Below are 18921 nucleotides of genomic sequence, written 5' to 3'. Positions count from 1 at the left end.
ACAAGGGCGCACCGATAAAATCGTTTTGCCATCCTCCGGAACGGCGGTAACCTCGGTTCACCGTTTAGTGAGGAGCACCATGCAATCCGTTTCCCCGCCGTCCGCCGCGACGCCCCGCCGCGTCGGCCTCGCCGAGCTGTTCACCGGTTTCCTGTCGCTCGGCCTGATGTCGTTCGGCGGCGCGTTGCCGTTCGCGCGGCGCACCATCGTCGACGAGCGCAAGTGGCTCTCCGCCGACGAATTCACCGATCTGCTCGGCCTGTGCCAGTTCCTGCCGGGCGGCAACGTGATCAACCTGTCGGTCGCGGTCGGCATGCGCTTTCGCGGCGTTGCCGGCGCGTTCGCCGGCATTCTCGGGCTGATCGCGGGCCCGACGCTCGTCGTCGTCGCGCTCGGCGTGCTGTACGCGAAGACGCAGAACGATCCGCACGTGCAGCACCTGTTCGCGGGGCTCGCGGCCGCGGCCGCCGGGCTGCTCGTCGCGATGGCCGTGAAGGTCGCGAAGCCGCTGCTGCGGGCGCCGCGCACGGCGGCCGCGATCGCGGCGCTGGCGTTCGTCGCGATCGCGGTGGTGCGCCTGCCGCTGCTGACCACGATGCTCGTGCTGACGCCCGTCAGCGTGTGGCTCGCGTCGCGCCGCCGCGACGCGGGCACGCCGCAGCCGGCGCCGGCCGCCGCGAGGGGCACGCACGATTCGCAGGGCACGCCCGACTCGCAACCGGAGCGCCGGCCATGAACGACACGCTGATCGCCATCGCGACGATCTTCAGCCAACTGTCGCTGCTCGCATTCGGCGGCGGCAACACGATCCTGCCGGAGATGCAGCGGCAGGTCGTCGACGTGCATCACTGGATGAGCGCGCACGAGTTCACCGCGCTGTTCGCGCTGGCCCAGGCGGCGCCCGGGCCGAACATGATGATCGTGTCGCTGGTCGGCTGGCACGTGGCCGGCTGGGCGGGGCTGCTGGTCGCGTCGCTCGCGAAGTTCGGGCCGTCGTCGATCGTCACCGTGCTCGCGCTGCATGCGTGGGAGCGCTTTCGCGACCGGCCGTGGCGCCGCTACGTGCAGCAGGGGATGATGCCCGTCACGGCCGGGCTCGTCGCGGCGAGCGCGCTGCTGATCTCCGAGGCGTCGAACCGCACGGCGATCCAGTGGGGCATCACGGCCGCGTGCGCGGTGCTGGCGTGGCGCACGCGCATCCATCCGCTGTGGCTGCTCGCCGGCGGCGCGCTGATCGGCCTCACGGGCATCGGGCAGTGAGCGGCCCGCGGCCGGCCGGCTAGCGCGACGCCGGCAGGTCGCCGTTCACGAGGCCGAGCAGCCGGCCGCGCGCGCTGCCGACGTCGTCCGTCACCGCCGGCCAGTCGGCCACGAAACCCGCGTCGAGCGCGTCGCGCATGATCGCGCCGTAATCGGCCTTGCCGACCTTGCCGCCGCGCAACGCGTCGGCCACCTCGTGCTTCAGCTTCGGTGTGAACGACGGATAGGCGGCCACCCGCGCCGCGTACTGGCGCGCATCGATCTCGCCCGATTCGCGGTGGAGCGCCCAGACGGCCACCAGCACGATCGCGGCGAACGGGATCACGGTATGGCGCAGGAAGAACTTCGCGAGTGTCATTCGAAGGCTCGGTGAAGCGGCGCGGGGCGGCGCTCGGGGTGCAGTCGTGGCGCGATCGGAGCCGGTCGGCCCGGTATACTCGGCCGGTCTTCCGGCGACGCAACCCGCCCGGTCGCGAGGCTCCGGCGCGCGGCGATGCGCGCCGGGAATCGGCCCCCCGACGGCCAGCATCATATTGGCGCGCGGCACGCGGGCGAGGCCCGGCCGCTCGGCGCCGGCGGCGTTCGCGCCGGCCGGCAGGACTGAATTTCGCACCGCCCGCCGCGCGTGGCCGGGCGGCGCGCACCACGGGAGGATCGATGGATCTCGACGGCGCCAGCCGCAATCTCACCGTCGCCGCATTGCTCACGCTGTCCGGCGGCTACCTCGACGCGTACACGTACGTCGGCCACGGCCACGTGTTCGCGAACACGATGACCGGCAACGTCGCGCTGCTCGGCATCAACCTGTCGGCCGGCGAATGGGCCGCCGCGCTGCATCACGTGCCGCCGCTCGTCGGCTTCGTGATCGCGGTGTTCGTCGCGCACCTGCTCGGCCTTGCCGCGCAGCGCGGCTGGATGCGGCACACGGCGTTCACGAGCCTGCTCGTCGAGATCGCGTTTCTCGGCATCGCCGCGAGCGGGCTCGTCGGCGCGTCGAGCGCGTGGCTGATTCCGGGCATCTCGTTCGTCGCGACGCTGCAGACGCTGTCGTTCACCCATCTCGAGGAACTGTCGTACACGTCGGTGATGACGACCGGCAACCTGCGGCGCGCCGCGCAGAAGCTGTTCGTCGGGCTGATCCCGCGCTACGACGCGGGCGCGCTGCACGACTCGGCGCTGCTCGCGACGATCAGCTTCTGCTTCCTGGCCGGCGCGGTGGCCGGCGGCCTCGTGACGCGGCTCATGCCGGACCTCGCGCTGTGGGGCGCGGTGCTGCTGCTCGTCGGCGCGTTCGCGGAAATCGTGCGGCGCGCGTGGCGCCGGCATACGGCCGACGGCGGGCCGGCGGCGGCGTGACCCCGTACACGGCGCACGCCTGCGTGCGCCGATCCGTTCCGGGGCGCCTGTCGCGCGATCCTGACAAACCCGACGCACCGTAAACTCGCGGCCGGTTGCCGCCGCGCGGCGCTCGCCGCCCGCCGGGCAGGCGTCACGCCCGTAACGTTGTGCGCGGGCGACAGTTCCGCGATTACCGCGCATTTCAATTTCTTTCAGCGATTGCACTCGTCATATGATTCAGGCCACATCGCGCGCGCCAAAAACGCGAGCGATCGCCACCCGGCTGCGCACGCGGCCGGCCATGAATGGAGACACCTACAAACAGGAAAGCTCATGAAGCAGACCACCCGACTCGCAGCCATCGCAGGGGGCGCCGCGCTCGCATTTGCCAGCCAGTACGCGGCCGCGCAAAGCTCGGTCACGCTCTGGGGCGTCGCCGACGCCAGCATCCGTTACCTGACCAACGCCAACGCCAAGAACGACGGCCTGCTGTCGATGACCAACGGCGCGATCACGAACAGCCGCTTCGGCATCTACGGCACGGAAGACCTCGGCGGCGGCCTGAAGGCCGTGTTCAACCTCGAAAGCGGCGTGAACCTGCAGAACGGCGCATTCGCCGACAGCGGCCGCCTGTTCAACCGCGCAGCGTACGTCGGCCTGCAGAGCCCGTACGGCACGGTGACCCTCGGCCGCCAGAAGACGCCGCTGTTCGACCTGCTGTCGGACACCTACGATCCGCTCACGGTCGGCAACTACCTCGAAAACGCATGGCTGCCGGTGGCACTCGGCGGCGGCCTGTATGCGGACAACCAGATCAAGTACACCGGCAAGTTCGACGGCCTGACCGCGAAGGCGATGTACTCGACGGGCACCAACTACGAATCGACCGGCGCCGGCGGCTTCTCGGGCCAGATTCCGGGCTCGCTCGGCAAGGGCAATGCGTGGGGCGTGTCGCTGTCGTACGTGATGGGGCCGCTCAGCATCGCGGCCGGCGCGCAGCAGAACAGCGACAACTCGGCACGCAAGCAGACGATCTACCACGCGAACGTCGTGTATGCGTTCAGCAAGGCGAAGATCTACGCGGGCTACCTGCGTTCGAAGGACGACACCGGCTTCGTCGACAGCCTGCTCGCGCAGCAGACGATTCCGGTCGCGAAGGGCACGGGCCGGATCGACGACGGTCCGTTCGCGGGCGTGAGCTGGCAGGTCAGCGCACCGCTGACGCTGACGGGCGCGTTCTACTACGACCACATGCGCAACGCGATGACCACGAACGGCACGCTCGCGAGCGGCAACCGCTATGCGATCGTCGGCATCGCCGAGTACGCGCTGAGCAAGCGCACCGAAGTCTACGGCACCGTCGACTTCAACAAGACGAACGGCGCGGCGAACGTCGAGCTGCCGGGGCGCAGCAACCAGACGGGCATCGCGATCGGCCTGCGCAATATCTTCTGACGAACGTCGGAACGCATGCGCCGGCATTCGCCCGGCGCGCATCGAAGAGGCGCCGCGAGGCGCCTCTTTTTTTTCGATCCGCGACCTTCATACGCGCGCACGACTATTCGGTAATCGCTCCATTGCCGAAGTCCCGCGCCGTAAGCGATCCGTCGGCATTCCAGAACATACTTTTACAGTACGCGCGCAGGCTTTCCGCTACGCTGCGTGCATCGCCCGTTGCGTGCCGTCAGGCCCGCGCGTGCGTCGTTCCGGTGGCGCGCGTCGAGCGCGGCCGGCCAGGTGCGTAACTTGTGTATCCGGCGATGACAATCGCGGTCTGCCGGTTTTTTTCGTGGGACGATGCGCTCACGATTTTCTTGAAGGGGATGACGATGGGTATCCTGAACACCGTGGGTGAAATCGCCGGCGCAATCGCAGCCGTGGAAGGCGCGGAGAAGCTTGATCCGGATGCGGGCCTGCTGACCAAGGCGGCCGCGGCCGTGGCCGGCTTCAAGGGCGCCGAAGCGATCGAAGGCATGCTCGAGAAGAAGGAAGAGCAGCCGCAGCAGGCAGACGACACGCAGGCGACGGACGGCAGCGACACGTCGCAGGCATGAGCATGGCGGCCGGTCCGGCCGCGGGCGCGCCCTTCGCGCGCCCGGGCGGACCGGTGCCGCGCGGCCGGCGGGTCGGGCATGCGGTCGATCGGTGACGCATGGCACACCCGGCAGCCGGTTTGATCGGCGAGAGGCCACGTCTCTCGCCGTTTTTTATTGGGCGCGCGCCCGGCGCCGCGCGCCGCACGCATCCCCGAATCTTGCTATCGTCCGTTCATCCGAACTGCGATGAGGCAATGCGATGGATTTCGACTACGACCTGTTCGTCATCGGCGCCGGCTCCGGCGGCGTGAGGCTCGCGCGGATGTCCGCGTCATACGGCGCACGCGTCGGCATAGCGGAAGAAGAGCAGATCGGCGGCACCTGCGTGCTGCGCGGCTGCATCCCGAAGAAGCTGCTCGTCTACGCATCGCACTATCCGCATGAAGTCGAGGACGCGAAGGGCTTCGGCTGGACCTTCGGCGCCGGCATGCTCGACTGGCCCGCGCTGATCGCCGCGAAGGATCGCGAGATCAACCGGCTCAGCGGCATCTACATCAATCTGCTGACGCAGTCGGGGGTCGACATGCACGCGGGGCGCGCGACGCTCGTCGATGCGCATACCGTCGCGATCGGCGGCCGCACGCTCCGCGCGCGCCACATCGCGATCGCGACCGGCTCGCGTCCGTCGTTGCCGCCGCGTCCCGGCATCGAGCACGCGATCACGTCGCGCGAGGCGCTGTCGCTCCCGGCGCTGCCCGCGCGCATCGCGGTGGTCGGCGGCGGGTATATCGCGGTCGAGTTCGCGGGCATCTTCAACGGCTTCGGCAGCCAGGTCGACCTGTTCTATCGCGGCGAGAAGATCCTGCGCGGCTTCGACGACGACGTGCGCCAGTTCCTGACCGACGAGATGACGAAGCAGGGCGTCGCGATCCACGCGCGCGCGGTGGTCGAGTCGATCGAGCGCGCGGACGACGGCACGTTGAGCGTGCGCGTCGGCGATGCATGGCACGGGCCGTACGACCAGGTGCTCTATGCGACCGGCCGCGTGCCGAACGTCGACGGGCTCGGGCTCGAGCAGGCGGGCGTGATGCTCGACGCGCGCGGCGCGATCGCCGTCGATGCGTATTCGGCGACATCGGTGCCGTCGATCCATGCGATCGGCGACGTCACGTCGCGGCCGCAGCTCACGCCGGTCGCGACGCGCGACGGCGGGCTGCTCGCGCGCACGCTGTTCGGCGGGTCTCGCGTCGCGGCCGATCATGCCTGCGTGCCGTCGGCCGTCTTCAGTCAGCCCGAGGTCGCGACGGTCGGTCTGACCGAGGCCGATGCGCGTCACGCGCACGGCGAGGTCGACGTCTACCGCACGTCGTTCAAGGCGCTGCGCCATACGCTGTCGGGGCGCGACGAGCGCACGATGATGAAGCTCGTCGTCGCGCGCGACAGCCAGCGCGTGGTCGGCGCACACATGGTCGGCCGCGACGCGGGCGAGATCATCCAGGGCATCGCGATCGCGATTCGCGCGGGCGCGACGAAGGCGCAGTTCGACGACACGATCGGCATTCACCCGACCGCGGCGGAGGAATTCGTGACGATGCGGCAGAAGGTGGCCGAGTAGCGGGCCCGGCGCGCATTCATACCGGCGCGTGGGCACCGGCGGCGTTCGCGCGCAGCCGTTCGTCGCCGGCGCGCATGCCGCTCAATGCACGCCGAACGCGTCGAGCAGCCGATACCAGCTCATCGCGAGCACCAGCGCCGGCGTGCGCAGCGCTTCGCCGCCGGGGAAGTCGCGATGCCGGATCTTGTCGAACAGGTCGAAGCGGCTCGCCTGTCCGTCGATCGCTTCGGCGATCAGCTTGCCCGCGAGCGCGGTCGTGTTGACGCCGTGCCCCGAAAACCCCTGCGCGAAGTACATCGTCGGCGCGATGCGGCCGAAGTGCGGCGCGCGGTTCATCGTGATGTCGACGAAGCCGCCCCACGCGTAGTCGACCTTCACGTCCGCGAGCTGCGGGAACGTCTTCAGCATGTCCGCACGCATCGCCGTGGCGAGGTCGCGCGGTTCCCGCGTCGAATAGCTGACCTTGCCGCCCCACACGAGCCGCGTGTCGGGCGCCGGCCGGAAATAGTCGAGCACGAAGCGGCTGTCGCAGATCGCCGCGCGGGCAGGCATCAGCGCGGCGGCGCGCGCGTCGCCGAGCGGCTCGGTCGCGATCACGTAGGTGCCGACCGGCATGATCTTCCTCGCCAGCGCGGGCGCGAGCGTGCCGACGTAGGTGTTGCACGCGAGCACGACGAAGCGCGCGCGCACGTTGCCGCCGCGCGTCTCGACGACGTGGCCCCCCGCTACGTCGCGCACGCGCGTCACGCAGCTGTCCTCGTGGATGCGCACGCCCGCGCCGATCGCCGCCCGCGCGAGGCCGAGCGTGTAGTTGAGCGGATGCAGGTGGCCGCTGTCGGGGTCGTACAGCCCGCCGCAATAGCGGGCCGACTGCACGTAGTCGCCGAGTTCGTCGGCTTCGACGAAGTGGAAGCGGTCGTAGCCGAAGCGTTTCGCGGCGTCGTCGCGCCAGCGCTTGAGCGAATCGGCGTCGCGCTCGGTGTTCGCGGCGGTCAGGTAGCCGGGCACCAGCGCGCAGTCGATGTCGTGCTGCGCGATACGCGACTTCACGAGCGACAGCGTTTCGAGCCCCATGTCCCAGATGCGCTTCACGTCGCTTTCCGGCATGAACTGGCCGAACGTGTCGATGTCGCACGCAAAGCCGCCAATCAGCTGGCCGCCGTTGCGGCCGCTCGCCGCCCATCCGACCCGCGACGCTTCGAGCACGGCCACCGAATGGCCGCGCTCGGCGAGGTTGAGCGCGGCGGAGAGGCCCGTGAGGCCCGCGCCGATCACGCACACGTCGGCGTCGATCGTGCCGGCGAGCGGCGGGTGGCGGGTCGTATCGTTGGCGGTCGCCGCGTAGTACGACGCGACGTGCGGCTGGTTGGCGAAGGTCTGCATGATCGGGAGTACGGAGAAAAGGAGTTCAGAACAGCTCGCGCACGCGGTGGTACAGCATCCCGAGTTCGAGCGCGGGTTGCCGCCATGCGTCGCCGCCGGGAAAGCGCCGGTGACGCAAGCGTGCGAACAGGTCGAACGCGTGCGTGTCGCCCGCGATCGCGCCGGCGATCGCGCGTCCGGCGATGCCGGTGAGCGCGACGCCGTGGCCGCTGAAGCCCTGGACGTAGAAGAAGTTCGGATCGAGTGCGCCGAAGTCCGGCGCGCGGTTGCGCGTGACGTCGACGAAGCCGCCCCACGCGTGGTCGACGCGTACGTCGCCGAGCTGCGGGAACACGCCGACCATGCGCTGCCGGATCGCTTCGGCGAGCGCGGCGGGCGATGCGCCGGCCGAGTTCGCGCGGCCGCCGAACAGCATCCGGTGGTCGGCCGACAGCCGGAAGTAGTCGAGGAAGAAGTTGTTGTCGCACACGGCTTCGCGGCGGGCGATCAGCGCGTCGGCGCGCGTCTGCCCGAGCGGCTCGGTCGCGATGATGTACGACGCGATCGGCGCGATGCGGGCGGCGGTCGCGGCCGGGAGAATGCCGCCGGGCCCCGCGTTGCAGCACGCCACGACGAAGCGGCAGCGCACCTCGCCCGACGGCGTGCGCACGACGGGCCGCGCACCGCGCACGATGTCGAGCGCCGGCGTGTGCGTATGCAGCGCGATGCCTTCGCGGCGCGCCGCGTCGGCGAGGCCGAGGCAGTACTTGAGCGGATGCAGGTGGCCCGACAGCGGATCGTGCACGCCGGCCAGGTAGCGTGTCGATGCGATGCGTGCGCGGATCTCGCCGGTATCGAGCCATGCGAGCGACGGATGGCCCCATCGCGACGTCGCGGCTTCCATCCACGCGCGCAGGTCGTCGATACGGCGCGGTTTCGTCGCGACCGTCAGGTAGCCGCGCGTGAAGTCGCAGTCGATCCCGTAGCGCGCGATCCGTTCGGCGATCAGCGCGACGCCGTCGAGCGACAGCGACCACGCGGCACGCGCGCCGTCGGCGCCGAGCTGCCGCTCGATCACCTCGTCCTTCGCGAAGCCCGTGATCGCCTGGCCGCCGTTGCGGCCCGACGCGCCCCAGCCGGGCTGGTGCGCATCGATCACGGCGACGGACAGCCCGCGCGCGCGGCAATCGAGCGCCGTGGACAGGCCCGCGAAGCCGGCGCCGATCACGCACACGTCGACGTCGATCGCGTCCTCGAGCACCGGATCGTCCGCCACCGGGCGTGCGACCGTTGCTTCGTAGTACGAGTCGCGCGCGAGCGCATCCGCGCGGCGGGTGAAAGACTGCGTCATCAAAACGTCTCCTTCGAAAAGGCGGCAAGCGGCGCGCAGCCACCCCTGAAAACGGCACGGGACGCCGTGCGCGCGGCACGGCGTCCCGCGTGTGCTGCGTCAGAATGAATAGATGAACTGCGTGGCGAGCAGGTCGTTGGACTTGCCGTACGAACCGTCGTTGCGCAGGAACACCTTGTTGTTCGCCCAGTCGTGCCGGTATTCGACCTTCACGGTGATCTGCTGGGTCGGATAGAACAGCAGGTCGAGCGCGACGTCCTGGCGTACCGCCCCCTTGCACTCGAAGCCGAGGCCGCCGCCGGCCTTCGACTGCGCGAGGCAGTCCGCGTCGACGCCGAAGCCGTTGCTCGGATCCATCCCGTTGCCGTTCAGCGCGATGCCGCCGCCGCCGCCGCCGTTCTTCGAGTTGGCGAGCAGGTCGTAGCGCAGCGTCACGCCCATGCGGCCGACCACCGGCGCGTTGAACTTGCGGTGCGCGAGCAGCGACAGGCCGTACCACTGCGCGAGCCCGCCGTTGAACGCCGCGTGCTGCTGCCGGCCGTAGTCGACTTCCGCGTTGTACTGAATATCGGCGAGCGTGTAGGTCGCGTCGAGTTCGCCGAAGAAGAACGAACCGTATGCGCTCGGTGCCGCCCCGCCCGGGCCGTAGTGGACGACGCCGTTGTCATCGATCGCGCTCGACAGCGTCTGCCGGCCGATGTTGAACGAACCGCCGATATCGAGCGCGCTCGACCACGTGTAGTCCGCGCGCGCGGTGAAGGTCGGCACCTTGTTGCTGGTGGTGATCGGATCGCCGAGCGCATTGGTGCCCGTCTGCGTGACCGAACCGTACGTGCGGTACTGCTCGTTGCCGAGGAAGAACTTCCACGCCCAGTTGCCCTTCGTGTAGTTCGCGCCGACACCGACGTAGCTGCCCGGATCGGAGAAATCGTACAGCAGGTTGTGCGTGAGCGTGAGCATCTGGTTCGACTGCTGCACCTCGTAGCCGCCGAAGCTCGGGATCAGGCCGGCGACCAGTGTCGTCGTGGCGGTGATCGGCACGTTGACGACCGCCGTGTTCAGCAGGTTGTCGGTGATCGAGCCGCGCGAGTTCTGCAGCAGCGTGATGCCGTTGCCGCGGTTCGGCATCAGCGTGATCTCGGCCGACGGCGCCATCGGGCCGACGCCGAACGTCTTCTTGATGTCGAGGTAGAGATCGCCGAACGTGCTGTTGAAGTAGTTGTACGCGTTCTCGTGGTTCGCGAACAGGAACGACGACGTGCCGGCCGCGCGGTTGTAGATGTAGGTCGGGTCGATGTAGCCCGTGACCGACAGGCCGGCCAGCGGGCCCGTGTTGGCCGCGTCGGTCAGCGAATCGACCTTCAGCTGCTGGTTCGCGATCTGCTGCTTCATTTCGCTGACCTCGTCGTTGGTCAGCGTGGCCTGTGCCTTGCCGTAATCCGGCGAGCCCGGATCGGCGGCCACCGCGACGACCTTGCCGCCGCCGCCCGTGCCGGCGCCTGCACCCGCGCCGGCAGTCGCGACCGCCGTGCCGCCCGGCTTCGCGGCGAGCTGCGCCTGCATCGCCTTCATCTGTTTCTGCAGTGCCGCGACCTGCGCCTGCAGCGCCTTGATCTCGGCGGATGTGGAACCGGCCAGCGCGATGCCCGGCAACGCGCCGGCCACCAGCAGGCAGATCAGTTTCTTCTTCATTGCGGATTCTCCTTGTCGTGCGCCTGTCAAATCGGGATCGAATCGCGCGCCCCCCCTGGGGCAGCGCGTCTTGCTTGTCTGCCGTGCTTGTTATCCTCGAAGCGGGTGGGCCGTCATGCCGCCGCGAACGCCGCCTTCAGGTCGGCCATGCGGCGCCGCTCGCGGGCGATCATCATCCGGTTCACGACGATCACGCCGATCGTCACGGCCGTGATGAACAGCGTCGCCAGCGCATTCATCTCCGGGTTCAGCCCCAGCCGCACGCGCGAGAACACCACCAGCGGCAGCGTCGTCGAGCCCGGCCCGGACAGGAACGCCGACAGCACCAGGTCGTCGATCGACAGCGTGAACGACAGCAGCCAGCCCGACAGCAGCGCCTGCGAGATCAGCGGCAGCGTCACCACGAAGAACACCTTCAGCGGCGTTGCCCCGAGATCGAGCGCCGCTTCTTCCAGCGACTTGTTCATCTCCTTCACGCGCGACTGCACGATGATCGCCACGTACGACACGCACAGCATCACGTGACCGATCCAGATCGTCAGCATCCCGCGGCCCTTCGGCCAGCCGAACATCTGCTCCAGCGCCACGAACAGCAGCAGCAGCGAGATGCCCTGGATCACTTCCGGAATCACCAGCGGCGCGTTGATCATCCCCGTGTACAGCGTGAAGCCCTTGAAGCGGCCGAAGCGCGCGAGCACGAAGCCCGCCCACGTGCCGATCACGACCGACGCGGTCGCCGTCAGGAGGCCGATCTTCAGCGACAGCCACGCGGCCGTCAGCAGCTCGTCGTCCTCCAGCAGCGCCGCGTACCACTTCAGCGAGAAGCCCGACCACACCGTCACCAGCTTCGACTCGTTGAACGAGTACACGATCAGGCTGATGATCGGGATGTACAGGAACAGGAAGCCGAAGGCGAGGACGCCCGTCGACAGCGGTTTGCTCGGCTTGATCATTTCGCTTCCTCCAGTTCCTTGACCTGGTAGTACTGGAACAGCGCCATCGGCACCAGCAACAGCAGCACCATCGCGACCGTCACCGCGGACGCCATCGGCCAGTCCATGTTGTTGAAGAATTCATCCCACATCACGCGGCCGATCATCAGCGTGTCGGCGCCGCCGAGCAGCTCCGGAATCACGTACTCGCCCACCGCCGGGATGAACACCAGCAGGCTGCCGGCGATGATCCCGTTCTTCGACAGCGGCAGCGTGATCCGCGTGAACGCGACCCACGGCTTCGCGCCCAGGTCGTATGCGGCTTCGAGCAGCGTCAGGTCCATCTTCACGAGGTGCGCGTACAGCGGCATCACCATGAACGGCAGGTACGAATAGACCATCCCGATGTAGACGCCCGCGTCGCTGTGGTACAGCCGCAGCGGCGTGTGGATGATGCCGAGCGCGATCAGCGTGTGGTTCAGGAGGCCGTCGTCCTTCAGGATCCCGATCCACGCGTACACGCGGATCAGGAACGACGTCCAGAACGGCAGCATCACGGCCATCATCAGCACGTTGCGGCGGTTCGGCTCCGAGCGCGCGATGTAGTACGCCATCGGGTACCCGATCAGCAGACACAGCACCGTCGACACGGCGGCCATCTTCAGCGAGCTGAGGTAGGTCGCGATATACAGGTCGTCCTGCAGCAGGAACGCGTAGTGCGACAGCTGCAGCGCGAAGTGCACGACGCCGTCCTTGATTTCGACGAGCGACGTGTACGGCGGAATGCCCATCACCTGGTCGGCGAAGCTGATCTTCAGCACCAGCACGAACGGCAGCGCGAAGAACACCGCGAGCCACAGGAACGGCACGCCGATCGCGACGCTGCGGCCCGACGGCAGGAAGCGCGACAGCGCGGCGAAGCGGCCCGGGCGCGAGCGGCCGGCGGCCATGCTCGAGGCGCCGGCCGACACCGGCGTGGAAGGCGTGGAAGCAGAGGTTCTCATCGCGTCGCCCTCATTGCGTCAGCACGACGCCGCTGGCCGGCGACCACGACACGAACACGTCGTCGTTCCACGCCGGCGCGTTGTCGTTCATCAGGTGCGAGCTCGACAGGTTCGACACGACCGTCTTGCCGCTCGGCAAGCGCACGTGGTACAGCGAGTAGCTGCCCATGTACGCGATGTCGGTCACGACGCCGCGCGCCCAGTTGTGCTTCGAGCCCGGCTTCTCGCGCGACACGTGGATGCGCTCCGGGCGCACCGAGATGCCGACCGGCATGCCGAGCGGGCCCGTGACGCCGTGGCTCACGTACATGCGCGCCTCGAGATCGTCGCTCTCGACGAAGATGTGATCGGGTTCGTCCTCGACGACGCGGCCCTCGAACAGGTTGGTCGAGCCGATGAATTCGGCCGAGAAGCGGCTGTTCGGGAATTCGTACACCTCGCCCGGCGCGCCGATCTGCACGATCTTGCCTTCGCTCATCACCGCGAGGCGGCTGGCCATCGTCATCGCCTCTTCCTGGTCGTGCGTGACCATCACGCAGGTCACGTCGACCTTCTCGATGATGTTCACGAGTTCGAGCTGGGTCTTCTGGCGGATCTTCTTGTCGAGCGCGGACATCGGCTCGTCGAGCAGCAGCAGCTTCGGGCGCTTGACCAGCGAACGGGCCAGCGCGACGCGCTGCTGCTGGCCGCCGGAGAGCTGGTGCGGCTTGCGCTGCGCGTACTTGCCCATCTGCACGAGCGCGAGCGCATCGGCCACGCGCTCCTTGATCTCGTTTTTCGGCGTGCCTTCCTGCTTCAGGCCGAACGCGACGTTCGATTCGACCGTCATGTGCGGAAACAGCGCGTACGACTGGAACATCATGTTGACCGGGCGGCGGTACGGCGGCAGCGACGCGAGGTCCTCGCCGTCGACGAAGATCTTGCCGGAGGTCGCCGTTTCCAGCCCGGCGAGCATGCGCAGCAGCGTCGACTTGCCGCAGCCCGAGCTGCCGAGCAGTGCGAATAATTCGTTCTTCGCGATCGTCAGGTTCACGTTGTCGACGGCCGTGCTGTCGCCGAACTTCTTCACGACGTTTTCGATGCGCACGAACGCGTCGTTTTGCGGACGGGCCGCGGCGGCCGGTTGGGTCTGTCGTGCAGCAGCGGAAGAGGGTATCGATTGCATGGGAGTCACCATTCGTTCTTCACGGATTGCGGGCGTGAGCGTCCCCGCACGAGGCGCGCAACGCGACTCGCGGACAACGGCTCGTGCCGGATGGAACAGTGCGCGCGGCGCGCGCGGGCGGACGGAGGTCCGCGAATCTCAGGCGGGCAGGCGTGATGCGATGCCTGCGCCGCCGTAATGCATGACGATCAGTGGCCCGTCTTCAGCTGGGCCCACAGACGGTTCTCGAGGCGCAGGATGTCGGCCGGCATCGGCTTCATCAGCACCATCTTCTTCAGCACGTCTTCCGGCGGGTAGACGGTCGGGTCCTGCGCGACGGCCGGCGTGACGAACTGGTGCGCCGCCTTGTTCGCGGTCGGGTAGAACACCGTGTTGGTGATCGCCGCGTTGACCTTCGGATCGGACACGTAGTTGATCCACTTCAGTGCGGCCTCGGGGTGCGGCGCATCCTTCGGGATCACCATCACGTCGAACCACAGCAGGCCGCCTTCCTTCGGGTTCGAGAACTTGATGTCGTACGAACGCTTCGCTTCCGCCGAACGGCGGTGCGCGATGCCGACGTCGCCCGACCAGCCGAGCACGACGCACACGTCGTTGTTCGCGAGGTCGTTGATGTAGCCGGACGAGTTGAACTGGGTGATGTACGGGCGGACTTTCTTCAGGACTTCGAATGCGGCCTGGTAGTCGCCGGGGTTCGTGCTGTTCGGGTTCTTGCCCATGTATTGCAGCGTGGCGGCGAACACGTCGACGGCCTGGTCGAGGAACGACACGCCGCAGCTCTTCAGCTTTTCCATGTTGGCCGGGTCGAACACCAGCGCCCAGCTGTCGACCGGCGCCTTGTCGCCGAGCGCCTTCTTCACCGCCTGCGCGTTGTAGCCGATGCCGTCCGTGCCGTAGGCCCAGGGCACGCCGTACTGGTTGCCCGGATCGGCGTCGGCAATCATCTTCATCAGCAGCGGGTCGAGGTTCGCGAGGTTCGGAATCTTCGACTTGTCGAGCTTCTGGTACACGCCGGCCTGGATCTGCTTGGCCATGTAGTTCGACGTCGGCACGACGATGTCGTAGCCCGAGCTGCCGGCCAGCAGCTTCGCCTGAAGCGTGTCGTCGCTGTCGTAGTTGTCGTACTTGACGTGGATGCCCGTCTGCTTCTGGAAGTTCGGGATCGTGTCCGGTGCGATGTAGTCGGACCAGTTGTAGACATTCAGCTCGTCGGCACGCGCCGTCGGGCTGGCGACCGACGTGAACGCGGCCGCGGCGGCAAGGGCGGCAACAGAACAGGCTTGGCGAAGAAAGCTGGCACGCATGGTGGAATTCCCCTGGTTATGGCGGCGTGCGGCGCCCGCCGCACGCCTGTAGGCAAAGCCGTTACGAAATACCCAGTTGCTGGGCGGTTGCATCGACGGCTTTCTTCGCCTTCGACACGAGTTCATCGATTTCCTGGCGCGTGATCACGAGCGGCGGCGACAGCAGCATCCGGTCGCCGGTCGCGCGCATGATCAGGTTGCCGTTGAAGCAGAAGTCGCGGCAGATCGTGCCGACGTCGCCGCCGTTCGCGAAGCGGCGGCGATCGGCCGGCGATTCGGCGAGCTGGAGGCTCGCGACGAGGCCGTGACCATGCACCTCGCCGACGATCGGGTGACGCGCGAAGGTCTCGCGCATCAGCGCCTGGAAGTACGGGCCCGTGTCGGTCTTCACGCGCTCGACGATGCCTTCGTCGCGCAGCAGCTTCAGGTTCGCGACCGCGACGGCCGCCGCCACCGGGTGGCCCGAGTACGTGAGGCCGTGATTGAATTCGCCGTTGTCGATGATCGGCCGCGCCACGCGCTCGTGAATGCCGACCGCCCCCATCGGCACATAACCCGACGTGAGGCCCTTGGCCATCGTGATCAGGTCCGGCTCGAAACCGAAGTGCTGATGCGCGAACCATTCGCCGGTGCGCCCGAAGCCGCCGATCACCTCGTCGGCGACGAGCAGGATGTCGTACTTGCGACAGATCCGCTGGATTTCCGGCCAGTACGTCGACGGCGGGAAGATCACGCCGCCCGCGCCCTGGAACGGCTCGCCGATGAACGCGGCAACGTTCTCCGCGCCGAGCTCGAGGATCTTCGCCTCGAGCTGCTGCGCGCGCGCGAGGCCGAACGCTTCCGGCGTCTCGCCCGGCTGCGCTTCGCCGAAGAAATACGGCTGGTCGATATGCACGATGTGCTCGACCTTCGACGGCATCTGCTCGTGCATGTAGCCCATCCCTCCGAGCGTGCCGCCCGCGATGGTCGAGCCGTGGTAGCCGTTCTTGCGCGAGATCACGAACTTCTTCTGCGGCTTGCCCTGCACGCGCCAGTACTGGTGCACGAGGCGCAGCACCGTGTCGTTGCCTTCCGAGCCGCTGTTGCAGTAGAAGAAGTGGTTGAAGCCGGCCGGCGTCAGTTCCGCGAGCAGCGCGGACAGCTCGATCACCGGCGGGTGCGTGGTCTTGAAGAACGTGTTGTAGAACGGCAGTTCCTGCAGCTGGCGATACGCGGCGTCGGCGAGTTCCTTGCGGCCGTAGCCGACGTTCACGCACCACAGGCCGGCCATCCCGTCGATCACCTTGTTGCCGTCCGAATCCCACAGGTAGACGCCGTCGGCCTTCACGATCACGCGGCTGCCGGCGCGGTTCAGCGCGCCCATGTCCGAGAACGGGTGGATGTGGTGCGCGGCGTCGAGCGCGCGGTATTCGGCGGTCGAGCGTGCCTGCGTCGCGCGCGGCGCGGCGGCCGGCGCGGCCGGCTGGATCCAGGCAGATTCGTTGCGGTAAGTCATGTTTCCTCCGTGATTCCGTATTCGGTTGTGCGCACGTTCAGACGTGCAGCAGCAGATGGCGGCGTTCCCACGAGCTGATCACGCGGAAGAACGCTTCGTATTCGGTTTCCTTCAACGCGAAATACGCCTTCAGGAACTTGTGGCCGAGGATCTCGCCGAGCGGTTCGCACGCGGCCATCAGCGTCAGCCCTTCCTCGAGGTTGCGCGGCAGCTGGTACGGCAGGTCGTAGCCGTCGCTGACGAGCGGCTCGGTCGGCTCCAGGCGCTGCGTCATGCCGAGATAGCCGGCCGCGAGCGTCGCGGCGAGCGCGAGGTACGGGTTGCAGTCGACGCCCGGGATGCGGTTCTCGATGCGCCGTGCCGACGGGCCCGAGTGCGGGATGCGGAAGCCGACCGTGCGGTTGTCGTAGCCCCACTGCACGTTGATCGGCGCGGCCATGAAGCGCGACAGGCGGCGGTACGAGTTGATGTACGGCGCGAAGATCGGCATCAGCGCCGGCGTGTACTTCTGCAGGCCCGCGAGGTAGTTGTAGAACATCGACGTCGCGCCGCCGGTTTCCGGCGACGTGAACAGGTTCTGGCCCGTTTCCTCGTCGACGATGCTCTGGTGCACGTGCATCGCCGAACCCGGTTCGTCCTCCATCGGCTTGGCCATGAAGGTCGCGTACATGTTGTGACGCAGCGCGGCCTCGCGCACCGTGCGCTTGAACAGGAACACCTGGTCGGCCAGCGACAGCGCGTCGCCGTGCATGAAGTTGATCTCCATCTGCGCGGCGCCGACTTCGTGGATCAGCGTGTCGATGTCGAGGTTCTGCGATTCGCAGTACTCGTAGATGTCCTCGAACAGCGGATCGAACTCGTTGACGGCCTCGATCGAATACGACTGGCGGCCCGTTTCGGGGCGGCCCGTGCGGCCGACCGGCGGACGCAGCGGCAGGTCCGGGTCCTTGTTCATGTCGACGAGATAGAACTCGAGCTCCGGCGCGACGACGGGTTTCCAGCCCTTCGCCTTGTACAGGTCGAGCACGCGGCGCAGCACGTAGCGCGGCGAGATCTCGACCGGCGAGCCGTCGAAGTGCACGCAGTCGTGGATCACCTGCGCGGTCGGGTCGACGGCCCACGGGATCAGGCGGATCGTCGACGTGTCGGGCACGCACACCATGTCGGGGTCGGTCACGCCGGTCAGCGAGCCGTCTTCCGGATATTCGCCGGTGACGGTCTGCACCATCACGGCCTGCGGCAGGCGCATCGATTCGCCGGACGTGAACTTGTTGCGCGGCGTGATCTTGCCGCGCGCGATGCCGGCCATGTCGGGGATGATCGCTTCGATCTCGGTGATCCGGTGCTGCTTCAGGAAATCTTCGATGTCTTGCATGTCTGTTCTCGTGGGTTTGGGGCGGCGCGCTCAGGCGAGCGCGGCGGCGGCCATGGCGCGCGTGCGGGCAGTGCGGCGGGCGCGGCAGGCATCGCCGAAGGCGCGGAAGATCGCGCTTGACAGCGGGTCCTGCGCATGGCGCCATTCGGGGTGCCATTGCACGGCGAGGGCGAAAGCCGGTGCGTCGACGACGCTGACGGCCTCGATCAGGCCGTCCGGCGCGACGGCTTCGACGGCGAGGCCGGAGCCGAGCTGCGCGATGCCCTGCTTGTGCAGCGAGTTCACGTGCACTTCGTCGCGGCCGCCGGCAAGTGCATGCAACCGGCCGCCGGGCGTCAGGCGCACGACGTGCGCGGGGCCGTATTGCGTGTCCATCGGCGCGTCGTCGTCCTCGCGGTGATCGGCGAGGCCCGGCACTTCATGCACGCGCTGGTGCAGCGTGCCACCGCAGACGACGTTCAGCTCCTGGAAGCCGCGGCAGACGGCGAGCACGGGTACGCCCGCGGCGATCGCCGCGCGCAGCAGCGGCAGCGTCGTCGCGTCGCGTGCCGGGTCGTGCTTCGTGCCGGGCGCGCTCGGTTCGCCGCCGTACCGGTGCGGCTCGACGTTCGAATAGCTGCCGGTAAACAGCAGCCCGTCGACCGTGGCGAGCACGTCGTCGACCGACTGGCGCTCGCCGAGTGCAGGCAGCACCATCGCGAACGCGTGCGCGCCGTCGACGATCGCGGCGACGTATTTGTCGCCGACCGTGTGCGACGCGTGTGCGCCGATTTGCGTGAGGTCGGCGGTGATGCCGACGAGGGGTTTCCTTTCCATGACGTCTATCAGCTATCCAGAGGGTTGTTGCGTGCGGCTCGCCGGACGGCGCGAAACGCGGGCGTGCAACAGCCCCGCAGCCTGGCGCAAGGCGCAAGGCCGCTGGTGAATGGGCGCAACGGGATGGCGTGGCGATCCGCGCTGCGCGCGACGATCAGGCCGTCGTTCGTTTCATT

At 68.0% G+C, this 18921-nt stretch carries 17 protein-coding genes; 6 read left to right on the top strand and 11 right to left on the bottom strand.

Annotated features, from left to right (window positions below):
* Positions 1-79 precede the first annotated feature (79 nt).
* Positions 80-736 carry a chromate transporter gene (locus AC0KUR_RS16875; RefSeq protein WP_124670516.1) on the top strand — a complete coding sequence of 219 codons (657 nt, stop codon included), beginning with the start codon at positions 80-82 and terminating at the stop codon, positions 734-736.
* Positions 733-1260, top strand: a complete 528-nt coding sequence (locus tag AC0KUR_RS16870; protein ID WP_034190322.1) for a chromate transporter — start codon at positions 733-735, stop codon at positions 1258-1260. Before AC0KUR_RS16875 ends, AC0KUR_RS16870 begins: the two co-directional genes overlap by 4 nt.
* 19 nt (positions 1261-1279) lie before the next feature.
* On the opposite strand, the gene AC0KUR_RS16865 is transcribed toward AC0KUR_RS16870, so the two are convergent.
* Positions 1280-1618, bottom strand: coding sequence for a hypothetical protein (locus tag AC0KUR_RS16865; RefSeq protein WP_343727667.1), 339 nt, complete (start codon positions 1616-1618; stop codon positions 1280-1282).
* A 299-nt stretch (positions 1619-1917) separates the two neighbouring features.
* On the opposite strand from AC0KUR_RS16865, the gene AC0KUR_RS16860 reads away from it, so the two are divergent.
* The 4 genes from AC0KUR_RS16860 to gor all read left to right on the top strand — a co-directional run bounded on the left by AC0KUR_RS16860 (position 1918) and on the right by gor (position 6249).
* Complete coding sequence (locus AC0KUR_RS16860) at positions 1918-2616, top strand: YoaK family protein (RefSeq protein WP_059561563.1); 699 nt, start codon at positions 1918-1920, stop codon at positions 2614-2616.
* A gap of 315 nt (positions 2617-2931) precedes the next feature.
* The gene (locus tag AC0KUR_RS16855; protein WP_034190325.1) at positions 2932-4053 is read left to right on the top strand and encodes a porin; all 1122 of its coding nucleotides are present in this window, start codon (positions 2932-2934) and stop codon (positions 4051-4053) included.
* A gap of 374 nt (positions 4054-4427) precedes the next feature.
* On the top strand, positions 4428-4652 hold the full coding sequence (locus AC0KUR_RS16850) for a hypothetical protein (RefSeq protein ID WP_027788932.1): 225 nt from the start codon (positions 4428-4430) through the stop codon (positions 4650-4652).
* Between the two features lie 241 nt (positions 4653-4893).
* Positions 4894-6249, top strand: coding sequence for a glutathione-disulfide reductase (gene gor, locus AC0KUR_RS16845; protein WP_473376199.1), 1356 nt, complete (start codon positions 4894-4896; stop codon positions 6247-6249).
* A gap of 81 nt (positions 6250-6330) precedes the next feature.
* Here the strand turns inward: gor and AC0KUR_RS16840 are convergent, their stop codons facing one another.
* The 10 genes from AC0KUR_RS16840 to AC0KUR_RS16795 form a co-directional block, all read right to left on the bottom strand.
* Positions 6331-7632, bottom strand: a complete 1302-nt coding sequence (locus AC0KUR_RS16840) for an NAD(P)/FAD-dependent oxidoreductase (RefSeq protein ID WP_473376198.1) — start codon at positions 7630-7632, stop codon at positions 6331-6333.
* Between the two features lie 25 nt (positions 7633-7657).
* Positions 7658-8962 carry an NAD(P)/FAD-dependent oxidoreductase gene (locus tag AC0KUR_RS16835; protein ID WP_473376197.1) on the bottom strand — a complete coding sequence of 435 codons (1305 nt, stop codon included), beginning with the start codon at positions 8960-8962 and terminating at the stop codon, positions 7658-7660.
* A 99-nt stretch (positions 8963-9061) separates the two neighbouring features.
* A complete protein-coding gene (locus AC0KUR_RS16830) occupies positions 9062-10654 on the bottom strand; it encodes a DUF3138 family protein (protein WP_034190329.1) in 1593 nt (530 codons plus the stop codon).
* 113 nt (positions 10655-10767) lie between these two features.
* Complete coding sequence (locus AC0KUR_RS16825) at positions 10768-11607, bottom strand: ABC transporter permease subunit (RefSeq protein ID WP_034190330.1); 840 nt, start codon at positions 11605-11607, stop codon at positions 10768-10770.
* Complete coding sequence (locus tag AC0KUR_RS16820) at positions 11604-12590, bottom strand: ABC transporter permease subunit (protein WP_034190331.1); 987 nt, start codon at positions 12588-12590, stop codon at positions 11604-11606. The genes AC0KUR_RS16825 and AC0KUR_RS16820 overlap by 4 nt, the downstream gene beginning before the upstream one ends.
* Positions 12591-12600: 10 nt before the next feature.
* Complete coding sequence (locus AC0KUR_RS16815) at positions 12601-13755, bottom strand: ABC transporter ATP-binding protein (RefSeq protein WP_034190332.1); 1155 nt, start codon at positions 13753-13755, stop codon at positions 12601-12603.
* Between the two features lie 188 nt (positions 13756-13943).
* Entirely contained in the window at positions 13944-15059 is a 1116-nt protein-coding gene (locus AC0KUR_RS16810; RefSeq protein WP_034190333.1) for a polyamine ABC transporter substrate-binding protein, read from the bottom strand.
* 61 nt (positions 15060-15120) lie between these two features.
* Positions 15121-16554 (bottom strand): aspartate aminotransferase family protein, encoded by a 1434-nt coding sequence (locus AC0KUR_RS16805; protein ID WP_069245719.1) that lies wholly within the window; start codon positions 16552-16554, stop codon positions 15121-15123.
* A 37-nt stretch (positions 16555-16591) separates the two neighbouring features.
* Positions 16592-17929 (bottom strand): glutamine synthetase family protein, encoded by a 1338-nt coding sequence (locus AC0KUR_RS16800; protein WP_034189111.1) that lies wholly within the window; start codon positions 17927-17929, stop codon positions 16592-16594.
* 30 nt (positions 17930-17959) lie between these two features.
* Entirely contained in the window at positions 17960-18745 is a 786-nt protein-coding gene (locus AC0KUR_RS16795; RefSeq protein WP_034189112.1) for a gamma-glutamyl-gamma-aminobutyrate hydrolase family protein, read from the bottom strand.
* Positions 18746-18921: the final 176 nt, after the last annotated feature.

It is taken from the genome of Burkholderia sp. YHN3-13, from assembly GCF_055810675.1.
This window is presented reverse-complemented; position numbering and strand designations above follow the sequence as displayed.